We start from the raw sequence: 14281 nt of genomic DNA, 5'->3' as shown, positions 1-14281 counted from the left end.
AAGTACAATTGAAAAGGGAAATACATACATTAATTATTTGGTCCGCATCAAGTGAAATTAGACCTAAAGTTGACAAACTATTAAATCAGAGTTTTAAAGTTTTAAAAGAATATACTTGTAATTGGAGTGAGAAAAATTTCGAGAAAAATTTAATGAGTTTTTATGCCCATTCACAAATGGGTAAAAATATTATTGAATATAAAAAAATTTTAAGGCAAAAAGCTCACCATTGTGGGATGGGAGAATTTTATTTATTCGTTTTAGAAGATGAAAAACCTATTTATGAGCTGAGGGACACTTCTAGTGGTAAACGAAATGTAAATATTAATTTGTTTGATTTAAAATCGGCATTAAGAGAACAAACAGGTGGTGGGTTTAGAATACATGCTTCTGATAATACCTTTGAAAGTAATAAGGATTTAACAATTTTATTGGGGAAAAACACAAACGATTTTTTAAACAATGCAGATTTTTCAGCACAAAAAGAAAGTTTAAATACTAACTGTCTTGGTACAGACGGGTTTAAATCGATCGAAGAGTTTTTTTATCTTCTAAACAATTCTATAGACTATGTAGTTTTAAGAAATTATGAATATTTGCCTAAGGAATATACACTTGAGGAGCATGATGATATAGATTTGTTGGTTGAAAATCTTAATTTCATTCGTTATTTGACTCATGCAACACCAGTTTATCCAAATTCAGATAATCGTGTTTATTTTAATATTAAAATCGCCAATGAAAATATTCCATTTGATTTTAGGCATATAGGGGATAATTATTATGATTTGTATTGGCAAAATAATATTCTTAAAAATAAACTCACTTATAATAAACTCATAAATGTACCAAATCAGGAGGATTATTTTTATACTTTATTATACCACGCCTATGTTCAAAAGAAAGAAATCAAAGAGGATTATTACCCTAAATTAGAGAAGTTGGCCGTTTCGTTGGGTATTAATTACACTAGATTAATGGCAATAAGTGATGTTAAAACTTTACTTGATAGATTCTTGGTGAAAAATGGTTATAAGTACACTATTCCAAACGATAACTCAGTCATCTTTAATTATACTTTTTCGAAAAGTGATATCAATACAGATTCATACGGTAAACGGCTTTCATCAATGTTGGTTAGACAAGATGATCACGTTTATTTCACGGAAGTATTTTATAATCAAGAGAGCAATAGTATTTATAAGCTCTGCTCAAGTTATTTGGGTAATAATGAGAATAGATTTCTTAAATTATTAGAAAAAGACAACATAGCTCCAAAGGTGATAAGTTATAAAGATGATGGTAAAAACACCACTGTTGAAATGACTTTTATAGATGGAATAGGACTTAATCAATTAAACAGTTTTAGATTTTTTTGGCGTAAGAAAAACATAAATATTGTTCTTGAGAATGCTTTTCATGTTTTAAAAGTATTGCATCAACACGAAATAGAACATCGGGATATTAAGCCAGATAATCTGATCCTAATTAACGATAAAAATCAATATAAGCTGAAGGTGATTGATTTTGCGTGGTCGAAATTAAAAAACGAAAAAAACAGTATTACACCAGAAATTCTAAACGGTAGATTCTGTAACAAAGACGGTGATCATTCCGATGTGTTTTCAATGCAAGAAACACTGCTCTTTGTTTATGATGGTTTCCCAACAATTAAAAAATACATTATCGAGCAATTCTCAAATCTGGATTTAGCAAATAATAAAACATCTATTCAGGAGAAAAAACTTAATTTAACTATAGTAGAAAAAGTTAAGTGGATGATGAAAAATTATCCAAAACTAGATAAGGCGCTTCACGAATGGTATTATAAACTTCGAAAAGGCTAACAACACATCATGAGTATCTATCGATTCTAAACATTTTATTTAAAATTTTATGAACATAACCTTTACAATTTGCTCATCCAACTATCTTTCTCAAGCATTAAGTTTGAAAATGAGTTATTTAAAACACAATAAAGACGCCGAATTCTACATAATTCTGGCAGATAAGAAACCTGAATTTATAAAGGATGAATCAATTGTAGAAGTTGAGAATATAGGAATCATTGCAGAAGTGTTTTCTACTTTATTGAAAGAATATAATATTATTGAATTTAATACAGCAATTAAACCATTTGCCTTTGATTTTTTGGTAAAAAGTAGAAAACCTAACAATATTGTTTATTTGGATCCTGATATTTTAGTTTATCAATCTTTCGATAAATTGTTTAATGAGTTGGAGGGAAATAATTTCATGCTTACACCTCATATTCTGAATCCAATTAAAAATAAAGCTATTTATCACTTGCTATTGGCTACAATAAATACTGGAACTTATAATTTAGGTTTTTTAGGTTTAAATATAAATGAAACAACTATTGGTTTTATTGAATGGTGGAAAAGTCACTTAACGCATTATGGTCATAACCGAATTTTGGAAGGACAATTTTATGATCAGAAAGTCATGAATTTGGTTCCTGCTTTTTATGAAAAAGTCTTGATTACTCGAAATTCGGGTAGAAATATTGCAGAATGGAATTTTCATGAGAGAAGTTTATCAAAGAAGGACGAAAAGTATTACGTGAATTCTGATCTGCTGGAGTTTTTTCATTTTAGCGGGGTGAAAATCACCAGTTATGAGGATAATTTAGGATTAAATAAATTAATTAGATTAGCGGATTCAGTAGAATTGAAAGTATTAATTGAGAATTATATTTCTGAGAACAAATTAAATCATTACGAAAAACTACGCACAATTCCCTGTGCATATCAATTACAACCTAATATACATAGAGCAAGTAAGAAGGAGGTCTACATCTATAAGATTAAAAAATGGCTATCATCAAAAAAATAACTAAATTTCCCCCAGCTCAACAAAATTTTATATTCGAAGAGGAAGATAATGACCCACCTATATCGGAAGAGATACAGATATGGGAAGTGCCGAACGCTTATGTGACTGCGTATGGCTATGTTTTAAAGAAAGGCAGGAATATTGATTTTTTCACGTCGCCAAGACATAGGGAGTCAATAGGTCTTAAAACTATATTTGCTAATTATTTCTTAAAAGAAAAAATTAAAATAAAAGGGACAGTTATAAGTTTTGTCCATGGATGGTATGAGAATTATTATCATTTTCTTGCGGAATGTTTACCTAAGCTATATGTTTTAAAGGATTATCTTGAGGATTCAGTTGTAGCTTTTCCTAAAGAGTATAAAAGCTTTCATAAGGAATATTTAGATATTTTAGGAATAAAGAACATTATTTATATTGATAAAAATCAAGTTATTGATGCTAGTAAAGTGGTTTCTTGTAATTTTATGAACAGAGACTTAAATCATCATCATATTATTACACCTCAGTTTAGAGATTGGGTAATTTCTAAGATTGATTTTCAGGAAAACAATAACCTCCCAAAGTCTTTTTTTATTAATAGAGAAAAAGCTACCTATAGAAAAGTACTAAATAATGAGGAATTAATAGATAATCTTGGAAGTCTTACTAATATTAATTTAGAAGATTATTCAGTTTTGGATCAAATAAAACTATTTTATCACGCCAATGAAATTGAAGCCGTTCATGGTGCAAGTTTAACAAATTTAATTTTCTGTCAAGAAGATACAGTTGTTAAAGAGTATATTCATAAAGATTTCAAACAGCATTGTTTTACTAAGTTAGCTATGACTCTACAGTTGAACTATTCAAGAATCCAATGTGAAGGTAATTCAGTTAATGCTTTACCTGGCTATTGTGACATTATTATACCATTAAATAAAGTTTAAATGATTTCAATAATAATTCCAACATATAAAAGAGGTGATATATTTTATGAGTGTATCGAAAGCGTAGTTGATAGCGTAGGTTTATTAGATGAAATTATTGTAGTGAATGATTTTAAAGAAAAGGAGCTTGACCTTGATCAAATTGATAGAAAAGGTAAAAAGGTAAAAGTTATAAACAACCCCAAACAAGGTGTGGCATCAGCACGGAACTATGGAGCTAAGTATGCAAAGGGAGATGTTTTACTTTTTATTGACGATGATATGTTGATTAATTCAGATGCAATTGAAAAATGTTTAGAAACATTAAAGTCTTCAGATAAATTAGTTGTGAATGCAGATTGGATATACTTCCCTAAGGAACTAGAAAGAATTAAAGATTCTCAATTTGGAAGGTACCTAGTTTCTATAGACTTCACCTCTTTAAAAGGTTGGAATAACGGTCTTAACTGGCAAGAAAACTCTACAATTAAAGCAAATGGGATTACCTCTCAATTTTTTATGATTCAAAAGAAGGATTTTGAATTTTTAGGCGGGTATAATGAAAACTTTCCATTTGCCGGATTTGAAGATAGCGAACTTTATGTTAGAATTAAAAATTCAGGTTATCAACCAATTATAGATACACGATGTTTAATTTATCACAATGAGAAAGATAGAATGGATTTAAAACCATTTTTAGATAGGAAATATCGTGGAGCTGTTACTAGAAGAAAAGCAGTCGATTTAGGTTTTGATGATTTTGTTCTGGAATACTCTTATAAAAAGAAAATATATTACATTGGTTTAGAGAAAGTAGAGTCAATCCTTAGGTTTTTAATAGAAAAAATTCCAAACAACAAACTTTTTGATAATCTTTATGCTAAACTTGTAAATCAGCAAATTGGGTTAAATATATACAAAGGATATACAGCAGAATGAAAAACAAAATAAGAGAGTACATTCAAAACAAACTAGGCTACTGGTTTTATAAGACGAAGCATCTTCCAGTTGGAACAGATGTCTTTATTGATTTAAAGAACAAGGTTGAATATCCCTTAGAAGTTATATTTGATGTTGGGGCTAATATTGGAGAGTTTACAATAAATTTCAATTCGGAATATCCAAAATCAACTATATATGCATTTGAACCATTTAAAAAAACCTTTGACTTTTTAGAAAAAAGTACTAGAGAATTGAGTAATGTTGAGTTGTTTCAACACGCTGTTGGAGACAAGAATGAAAAGGTTGAAATTGAACTAAACTCAGACGATTATTCACCACAAAATTCATTATTAAATAAAGTAACTAATTCACTAAAGAAAACTGAGTTAATTAGTGTGGTGACGATTGACGATTTTTTAAAAGAAAAATATATTGATAAAATAGATTTTTTAAAAATTGATACTGAGGGATATGAAGAGCAGGTTTTATCTGGTGCAACAGAATCAATAAAAAGTGGCAAAATTAAAATTATATACCTTGAGGTTGGATTTTCCAAACTAAATTTGGGTAACACCAACTTTCTTAAATTATACGAAACCTTAGAAAATTTAAATTATACTTTCTTTGGTTTGTACGAAATATCTCAAATTGGCATATCCTCCAATTTACACTATGGAAATGCACTATTTATTCATAATTCCATAAGTTCTAAAATAGAGAATTGGCAATTAAAATAGTATTTAAAAAAAAACTATGAAAATCACAACCATCCTTTTCTCCATTGACAAAGCGAAAGAATTTGAGTGGTATATTGATGAAATCGACCGTAATCGTTTTGAGATTAGCTTTATATCTATCAACGAAAAAGAAGAAACACATTTAAAAGAATATTGTGAAGCGCATAATGTTCCTTTTTACCATGTTTCTTATCAAAGTAAGAAAGATATTCTTCAAGCTATTTTTAAGACACGTAAAATTTTAAAAAAACTCAAACCAAACATTGTACACAGTCATATATTCGAAGGAGGTTTAATTGGTGTCACTGCAGCTTGGTTAGCAGGAGTTAAAAACAGGATTTACACTCGGCATTATTCAGATTTTCATCATGTTTATTATCCAAACGGTTTGAAATATGACAAGTGGATTAATTCAAAAGCAACACATATTGTTGCTGTTTCTGAGGTCGTCAAATCGATTTTAATTGAAAAAGAAAATGTACCATCGAAAAAGGTAAGTGTTATACACCATGGGATTAAAAATATTGATGATTCTGACACCACAATTTATGATAGGATACTTAAAGTAAAGCAAAAGAACTCCATTCCGAATTCCAAGATTGTAATAGGTGTTATTTCTAGATATACGAAACTAAAGGGATTGCAATACATTATTCCTGCCTTTGAAAATTTACTTGAAACACAACCAAATTTACATCTCGTTTTAGCAAACGCTAAAGGAGAGTTTAAATCAGAAATTGATTTAATGTTGAGAAAAATCCCGAAATCATCATATACTGAAATTCTTTTTGAAAACGATTCCGAAGCTCTTTTTAAAGTTTTTGATGTCTTTGTACATGTTCCGGTCTCCCGAGAATCAGAAGCATTTGGACAGATTTATATTGAAGCGTTGAAATTTGGAATACCGAGTATATTCTCCCTTTCTGGAATCGCCAATGAATTCATCAAAGATGAAGAAAACGCTTTGGTTGTCAAACATGAAAGTGCTGAAGATATTAAATTAGCAGTTGAACGCTTGTTGAAAGACGATAAGCTATGTGAAAACCTCATCAAAAATGGAAAAGAGGCGGTTAAAGGGTTCACGACGATGAAGAAAACGAAAGCTTTGGAAGCACTTTATCTTAAAATAGGTTCATAGTATCAAGTGTTTTAACGTCGCATATAAAGTTCTATTAAAAAGTGCTTTTTTATCTGCCTTCAAAGCCTTCTTTAAATATTTTTTCGCTTCTTTTTTGTGTTTATTGGCGGCTAAATCTACTGCTAGAATCAAATAATTTTTCATGATAAAGTAGGAGGCTTTATTTCCTAAGAATTTCATCACTTCTTGATTGGACGTAGTGTAATAAATGAATTTTTCAAAGCGATTGATGAGTTTATTGGCGTCTATCATTGAGGTTACACTTCTTTCTTTGTGAACAATTAATGCCCAAGTAATTTTTTTACTTGTATGAATTTTAAATTGAGCTGCTAAGCGTAACCATAATTCGTAATCTTCACTAGCAGTAAGCTCTCTGTCTTCATTGAATAAGTTATCAAGTGCAATGTCTTTTCGAACAATTACTGCGTTACAAGCAAAATAATTTCCCTTGTAGAGGTGTTTGTTTATATCTAGCTGAAGAATTTCTCTAGAAATTTCAGTTCCTTCTGCATTCAAATAGTGATGCGATAATGCCAACACTTCTGGAGCATTTTTATTGTCAATAATATCAATAGCGTTAGCCAAATAATTTGGGTACATGATGTCATCAGAGTCAAACCAAAGTACATACTTTCCGTTTGATTTATGCGTTCCAAAATTCCGAGCTGCAGCTCTTTCAGCATTGTCTTTTTTGTAATACTTGACTTTATCACCATACTTAGCAGAAATCACTACTTCCGTGTTATCTGTACTTCCGTCATCAACTACAATAACTTCAAAGTTTGTAAACGTTTGTGAAAGTATAGAATCTATAGTTTTACAGATGAGGTGTGCTCTATTGTACGTAGGTACTACAACAGAAAAAGTAAGGTTTTCTCTAATTGAGTTCATTTAATTTTTTATAAAGTTCAGAAGAAACCACCTTCTCAATTCCATCTTTTAATGGCAAAAACTCTCTTCCCAACAAACTACGAATATTTGTCGTGTTCGGTTGCCTTCTTGTCATATCCCCTTCTTTTAGAGGAGGTAAAAATATAATCTTTGATTTTGATTTTGTTATTGAAATAATGGTTTTTGCTAATTCAAGAATGCTGATTTCTTTGTCATTACCCACATTAATCACATCATTGACAAATTTGTTTTCCTTAAATGCTTTTATGCAACCTTGAATGTTGTCATCTATATAGCAGAATGTTCTTGTTTGAGAACCATCACCATAAATGGTAATGTCTTCATTATTCAATGCTTGTTTAAGGAATTTACTCATCACGAAATCTGGACTTTGCTTAGGACCAAAAGTATTGAAAAAACGGAATATGGTATATTCTAAACCATAAGCTTGGTGATAAGATCTACAAAATGCCTCGCCAATATTTTTAACTATGGCATAAGGTAGCTTTGAGTTTAGTGGTGTTGTTTGTTCGTGCTGTGGTAATTCTACAGGTTCACCATATACTTCTGATGAGGAAGAAAAGAAAATTCGTTTTACATTTTGCTTGGCCGCTAAGCCAAAAATATTTTTTAATCCTTCAATGTCTTCTAATACCAAAAGTGGTTGGTCAGTAGTTCTTTTCACTCCCACAACAGCAGCATAATGAAAGATGTAGTCAAAAGAATGATCATCGAAGATAGCCTCCATTTGTTTTAAATCGTTACAATCACCTTCAATAAATTGATAATTATCTAATTTACTTTTAGAAACTTTCAAAGGGCTACCTGTGAGAAAATTATCCACTGCAATTACTGTGTTGTCAGGGTCTTTTATTAGTTCGTCAGCCATACAACTAGGGATAAATCCAGCTCCTCCAGTAATGAGAATTTTTGTCATATTCTTAGATTTATGATAATGTATTAAGTTTGAATAAGCTGCGAAATTACTGTTTTAATTTAGAATGTACGTTTATTAATTTCTAATATTCTGAAATAGAAGACCTGTTTTCATTTTAGAAAAAAAATCTATATTCGGCAATCTCAATAGAGAAACTCTAAAATGATTACTTTTACCATCTAAATTAGCAAATAAGAATATCCCAAATGAGCAAAACAGTCCACAAAACAATAATAGATGCCAGCAAGAAATCAATCATCCCTGATTTCAAGGAATTATATCAATACAAGGATTTATTTGTCACACTTGCATGGAGAGATTTTCGTGTACGCTATGCGCAAACCACCATTGGCTTATTGTGGGCGATTTTACAGCCTGTCGTTACTTTATTGATTCTTTCTTTGGTTTTCGGTCGTTTTGTTGGAGTAGAAACAGAAGTTCCGCACATTTTGTTTACAGTAGCCGGAATGAGTGTTTGGAGCTACTTTTCTTATGTGATGACCAATTCTGGGAGTTCAATTATTGCCAGTCAAAACATGGTGAAAAAGATCTATTTCCCGCGCTTGATTATTCCTTTGTCGAAAGCTGTGGTTGGTTTTATAGATTTTGGAGTTGCATTGTTAATCATGGTTGTGTTAATGATTTACTTTCAAGTTCCACCTTCACCAAATGTTTGGTTAGCTCCGGTGTTTATTTTAATCGGTGTTATTGCTGCCTTGGCAGTAGGGATTTGGTTAAGTGCATTAACAGTTCGTTACCGAGATTTCCAGCACATTGTTCCTTTCATGGTTCAAATAGGTCTATACATTACACCAGTTGCTTACCCAGCTGAGTTTGCAGTTAAGCAACTTCCAGAATGGGCAGCCACTCTTTATTACCTCAACCCAATGGCAGGAGTTGTTCAAGGTTTCCGTTGGTCAATGTTTGGCGGTGATGCTCCAGGTCCTTTGATGTATGTTTCAATTCTTATGATTTTGGTGATATTTGTATCTGGGCTGTTTTACTTTAGGAAAGTTGAAGGGGATATGGCGGATTATGTTTAACTGTGACTTTTGCTTCGCTTAGTCTCAGTTAAACATAACAGTGTGGGGAGTGAGTGAGGAGAGTGGGGGATTAACTTTTAATGATGAGGAATTGAGAAATATTTTAATCGTTATCCTAATGACGAACAAATAACACCCCAACCTCATGTTTCATATAATCATAGCTAATCAACTAATCACACGAATCACAGTGCAGACAATTTTCGAAGAGCCTCTATGCTTAAAACCCAATACTCCCCACTGAACTTCAACATCAAAATCAACCCTCCATCAAATTCCCGCCCAATATCCCTATTTTTTTCATACATTTAGAAATTCATAACAAACAAAGACAACTGTATTTTTCTAAAAGACAGTTAAATACAAAAAACACTATGAAAAAATATTTACTTTTCGGGATTTCCCTAATCACAGGAATATCTTTTGCTCAGCAGGAAGTTCCAACATTTGAGCGTTGTTTATCTCATAAACTAATCGAAGCACAAGAATTAAAAACGCCAGGTTTCGCAGCGCATGTTGATGAACAATTTGAAATTGCCAAGAATAGTCCGCTAACAAAGAGTGGACCAAGTGAATACACCATTCCTGTGGTGGTCCATGTGGTTTATGATCCTGAAACTCCGGAGCAAAATATTCATGACAGTATTGTGTTGAATCAAATTGAGATTTTGAACAATGACTACAATCGCAGGAATGCAGATACGGTGAACATGCGTAGCGATTTTGATATCATTGCGGGAAGTCCGAAGATTAAATTTAGATTGGCAACGATTGATCCAAATGGAAATCCGACAACTGGAATTACGCGAACGGAAGCAGATAAATACTCCTTTGGGGACCTTTCCGTTTTTACCAATGGAGATTTTGGTCCATTGGAGGAAATTAAATCTACACAAAATGGAGGAATTGACCCTTGGGATCAAAGTCGCTACATGAATATTTGGGTGGGAAACATGGAGATTTTAGGATTGACAGCTTTATTGGGCTACGCTACTCCACCAGCAAATTTACCGAATTGGCCAGGTGGAACAACTGCCGGAATGAGCGATGGAGTTGTAATTCAATATCAGGCCTTTGGATCCAACAATCCCAATCCTTTACTTTTAGGTGGCGGAGCGCATACAGTTTTGGGAAGAACTTTAACGCATGAAGTAGGACACTATTTGGGATTACGCCATATTTGGGGAGATGGAGATTGCACAAATCAAGATGGAATTGACGATACACCAAATGCAATAGAACAATCAACAGGATGCGATACTACGGCAAACACATGTATAGATAATATTCAAGGTTTTGATTTGCCAGACATGTTGGAGAATTATATGGATTATACCAATGAAGATTGTCAAAATTCATTCACCGAAGGTCAAGTGGATTTAATGCATGGCGTTTTAGAAAATCAGCGTTATGATTTAGTTTACAACAATCCAGCTTCGGTTTCTACTGAAGAATTGGTGGCAACAATTTACCCAAATCCAACAAGAAATGTGTTAAACATTCAATTGGACAATGGGGTGATTAATGCTGTTGAAGTGTACAACGCTTATGGACAGAAATTAATCAGTTCAGAAGAATCAAATTCAGCAATTCAACTAGATGTTAGTGAATTAAAACAAGGTGTTTATTTTGTGAGGATCTTCACAAATACTGGAAGTGTTGCCGTAGAGCGATTTGTTAAGGAATAATGAGTTTTTAAGGAGATAGTTACTCACTTTTTTTGACCCACCTCCACACCACCGGTGTCATCCTTCGTAAAGCTTTAAAAAGTTGTTTTTAAGCTTTGCGAAGGATCTGTACGAAGTCTTTGAACTTGCTCCGTTTGCTTTTGCGTTTTCACAAGCACCACTTTATATTCGCTTAGTATTTAAGGTCAGGAATTTCCACAAAACCTGTTTTTTAATTTGACGTTGTAAGTCGCTTGTATTCTCATTATTTGTAATTTAATAAATTAATGAAAGCTAGGGTAAACCCTATAAATGCACGTTTTTGATAGATTAATTTCTATAATTCATATTTAATTGTTAAAAATATTTACTTTTGCTTTTAACTTTCTTTCGATCCATAAAAATCAATACGGTATGACAAATATTTTAGTTACTGGCGGTGCAGGCTTTATTCCTAGTTGTTTAACAAGTGAACTGGTTAAGAATCCTGACTATAATGTTGTTGCTGTAGACAATTTTTTGACCGGCCATAAACTAAAAATATCCAAGAGCGAATATGACAATTTCGAGTTTATCGAAGCTGATTGTAACAACTTTGCTCAAATGGAAGCGGTATTCGAAAAAACTAAGTTTGATTATGTTTTTCACTATGCAGCAGTTGTTGGAGTGAAAAGAACAACAGATCATCCATTGGCTGTTTTAGAGGATATTGAAGGATTGAACAATATCTTTAAGTTGAGTTCAGCAGCAAAAGTTAATCGTTTGTTTTTCTCTTCTTCTTCTGAAGTATATGGAGAGCCTGTTGAATTGCCACAAAATGAACAAACAACACCATTAAATTCGAAACTACCCTACGCCATTGTAAAAAATATGGGAGAAGCGTATTGCCGATCTTATTTTCACGAATTTGGCTTAAAATATACAATTTTCCGTTTTTTCAACACTTTCGGACCAAAGCAGAGTCCAGATTTTGTGATGAGCAAGTTTATTCGTCAAGCCTTAAACAACGAAGACATTACAATATATGGCGACGGTTCTCAAACAAGAACTTTCTGTTATATCGACGATAATATCTCTGCATGTATGACTGCATTTGAAGAAGATAAGTTTATTAACGATGTTGTGAATGTAGGAAATGACAAAGAAACAACAATCTTAGAATTGGCAAAACTGGTCATCAATCAAACCAATTCGAAATCTAAAATCGTATTTCTTCCACCATTAAAAGAAGGAGATATGAGCAGAAGACAACCAAGCACAGAAAAAGTGAGAAGTCTTTTGGGAAGAGAGTTTTTGCCACTGGAAGAAGGAATACAAAAAGTGATTGATTCTCCTTTATATAAGGAGTTGAATAATCTTTGATTTTCTAATGTTTAATTATTAAGGTTTAATGATTAACGGTGACGTGGTTGCGCTGAACGCTTTTTAACGAAAAGCTACCATTTCAACACCGTTGAAATTCAACACTCTGAGCGTTAATCATTAATAATTAAACCTTAGCCATTAGGTTCCGTTAAACATTAATAATTAAACATTAAACATTAATTTTGAACCAAACCAACATATAGATGTTATTTGAACATGGCGGAGTACAAAATTAAGGATTTAGAAACCCTCACGGGAATTAAGGCGCATACCATTAGGATATGGGAAAAGCGTTATGAATTGCTATCTCCTGAAAGAACGGAAACCAAGATCAGAACTTATTCGGATGAAGACTTGGTGAAGTTGTTGAATGTCTCCATTTTGTATGACAGTGGGTTGAAAATTTCGAAGATTGCTGAATGTTCCGAAAATGAAATCCGTCAGAAAGTACGGAGCATTTATGATGCTAACCACTCGTTTAACGCTGTCGTAAGTTTGCTTGTTCAATCGATGATTGAGGTGGATTGTGATACATTCGAACGCGTGCTCACTAATGTTATTCAAAAAGAAGGGTTGGAAGTGGTTTATAAAAACTATTTGGTTTCTTTCCTTCATAGAATTGGTGTGCTTTGGGTTGTAGGAACAATAAATCCATTGCAAGAACATTTCGTTTCTAACATTATTCGACAAAAGATTATTGTGGAAACCGATAAACTTCCCAATGTCGATAAAAGAAGATTTGATGCTGTTTTGTTTACTCCAGAAGGTGAAACGCATGAAATTAGTCTCCTTTATTATAATTACGTTTTAAGGAAGAGGAATTATCGCACATTATATCTTGGGGTAAATCTTCCCATAACAGACCTAAAAAACTCTCTGCCTACCACAAACCCAAAGAATCTCGTTGTTTCTATGATTGCTAGCGTTAGTGAAGAATATTATAACGCTTATTTAAATCAGCTCATCCAAGAACTGAACTTGCCCGTTTTTATAGGAGGAGGAATGGTGGATCAGTTTGGTTTGCCAGATTCCGAGATGATTTTCCCTATACAAGATTGGATTGGGGAATAAATTACACTAAAAGCGAGATTTAATTCTACACTTCTCAAAAATTACTGTCACTTTCTTATACTAAGCTTTGCTTTAAGTCATTTAATTGACTTGATTTTATTGCTTTTGTTGCGTTTTGTTTAATTATGTCTAACTTTGGCACGATTCTGTTTAACAATTTAAACATAACTTTAAACAAAAATAAAATGTCAACAGTAGAATTCAATAACACGCTAACATCGATGGAGTCCTATTTATTGGCTTTCGCGATGAATTACACGAAAAATCTCGAAGATGCTAAGGATTTGACGCAAGAAACAATGTTGAAAGCAATCCGTTACAAAGATTATTACAAGCCAAAAACTAACTTTAAAGCTTGGATCTTTACCATAATGAAAAATACTTTTATTAATCAGTACAGAAGAAAAGTAAGATCAAAAACTATTTTTGACAACTCAACTGATTTATATTTGTTGAATAATTCAACAGAAAACAGAGATTCTCCGTATAATTACATCGCAGATGGTGAAGTCAACGCTCAATTAGATACCTTAAGCGATGAATACAAAGAGCCATTTGAAATGCATTATGAAGGCTACAAGTACAAAGAAATTGCTGAAAAATTAGATATTCCGTTAGGAACAGTGAAAAGCAGAATCTTTATCGCGCGTAAAAAATTAATGGATCTTTTACCAGAGTATCAGCACTACAACAACTAAGAAGCTTTCAAACGAATACCAGTTTTAC

The 14281-nt window shown here is 32.4% G+C and carries 13 protein-coding genes; 11 read left to right on the top strand and 2 right to left on the bottom strand.

Features of this window, described 5'->3' with window-relative positions:
• Positions 1 to 8 precede the first annotated feature (8 nt).
• From DIT68_RS10325 to DIT68_RS10300, 6 genes are all read left to right on the top strand, one after another.
• Positions 9 to 1847, top strand: coding sequence for a protein kinase domain-containing protein (locus DIT68_RS10325; RefSeq protein ID WP_158276162.1), 1839 nt, complete (start codon positions 9 to 11; stop codon positions 1845 to 1847).
• Between the two features lie 109 nt (positions 1848 to 1956).
• On the top strand, positions 1957 to 2856 hold the full coding sequence (locus DIT68_RS10320; protein WP_109359725.1) for a glycosyltransferase family protein: 900 nt from the start codon (positions 1957 to 1959) through the stop codon (positions 2854 to 2856).
• On the top strand, positions 2835 to 3785 hold the full coding sequence (locus tag DIT68_RS10315; protein WP_109359724.1) for a glycosyltransferase family 61 protein: 951 nt from the start codon (positions 2835 to 2837) through the stop codon (positions 3783 to 3785). Before DIT68_RS10320 ends, DIT68_RS10315 begins: the two co-directional genes overlap by 22 nt.
• Complete coding sequence (locus DIT68_RS10310) at positions 3786 to 4703, top strand: glycosyltransferase family 2 protein (protein WP_109359723.1); 918 nt, start codon at positions 3786 to 3788, stop codon at positions 4701 to 4703.
• Positions 4700 to 5443, top strand: a complete 744-nt coding sequence (locus DIT68_RS10305) for an FkbM family methyltransferase (protein WP_109359722.1) — start codon at positions 4700 to 4702, stop codon at positions 5441 to 5443. Before DIT68_RS10310 ends, DIT68_RS10305 begins: the two co-directional genes overlap by 4 nt.
• Before the next feature lie 16 nt (positions 5444 to 5459).
• Entirely contained in the window at positions 5460 to 6581 is a 1122-nt protein-coding gene (locus tag DIT68_RS10300) for a glycosyltransferase family 4 protein (protein ID WP_109359721.1), read from the top strand.
• Here the strand turns inward: DIT68_RS10300 and DIT68_RS10295 are convergent.
• A complete protein-coding gene (locus DIT68_RS10295; protein ID WP_109359720.1) occupies positions 6576 to 7472 on the bottom strand; it encodes a glycosyltransferase family 2 protein in 897 nt (298 codons plus the stop codon). The genes DIT68_RS10300 and DIT68_RS10295 overlap by 6 nt on opposite strands.
• Positions 7459 to 8409, bottom strand: a complete 951-nt coding sequence (locus DIT68_RS10290) for an NAD-dependent epimerase/dehydratase family protein (RefSeq protein ID WP_109359719.1) — start codon at positions 8407 to 8409, stop codon at positions 7459 to 7461. The genes DIT68_RS10295 and DIT68_RS10290 overlap by 14 nt, the downstream gene beginning before the upstream one ends.
• 206 nt (positions 8410 to 8615) lie before the next feature.
• Here DIT68_RS10290 and DIT68_RS10285 point away from each other — a divergent pair, with 206 nt between their 5' ends.
• The 5 genes from DIT68_RS10285 to DIT68_RS10265 all read left to right on the top strand — a co-directional run bounded on the left by DIT68_RS10285 (position 8616) and on the right by DIT68_RS10265 (position 14253).
• A complete protein-coding gene (locus tag DIT68_RS10285; protein WP_109359718.1) occupies positions 8616 to 9452 on the top strand; it encodes an ABC transporter permease in 837 nt (278 codons plus the stop codon).
• Between the two features lie 374 nt (positions 9453 to 9826).
• Positions 9827 to 11140, top strand: a complete 1314-nt coding sequence (locus DIT68_RS10280) for a M43 family zinc metalloprotease (protein WP_109359717.1) — start codon at positions 9827 to 9829, stop codon at positions 11138 to 11140.
• Positions 11141 to 11533: 393 nt separating this feature from the next.
• Positions 11534 to 12481, top strand: a complete 948-nt coding sequence (locus DIT68_RS10275) for an NAD-dependent epimerase/dehydratase family protein (protein ID WP_109359716.1) — start codon at positions 11534 to 11536, stop codon at positions 12479 to 12481.
• 219 nt (positions 12482 to 12700) lie between these two features.
• On the top strand, positions 12701 to 13555 hold the full coding sequence (locus DIT68_RS10270) for a MerR family transcriptional regulator (RefSeq protein WP_109359715.1): 855 nt from the start codon (positions 12701 to 12703) through the stop codon (positions 13553 to 13555).
• A 185-nt stretch (positions 13556 to 13740) separates the two neighbouring features.
• Entirely contained in the window at positions 13741 to 14253 is a 513-nt protein-coding gene (locus DIT68_RS10265) for an RNA polymerase sigma factor (RefSeq protein WP_109359765.1), read from the top strand.
• The last annotated feature ends 28 nt before the right edge of the window (positions 14254 to 14281 follow it).

The sequence above is a fragment of the Brumimicrobium oceani genome, from assembly GCF_003143775.1.
GTDB lineage: Bacteria > Bacteroidota > Bacteroidia > Flavobacteriales_D > Crocinitomicaceae > Brumimicrobium > Brumimicrobium oceani.
The sequence above is the reverse complement of the archived record's forward strand: the minus strand, read 5'-3'. Positions and strand labels throughout refer to the sequence as shown.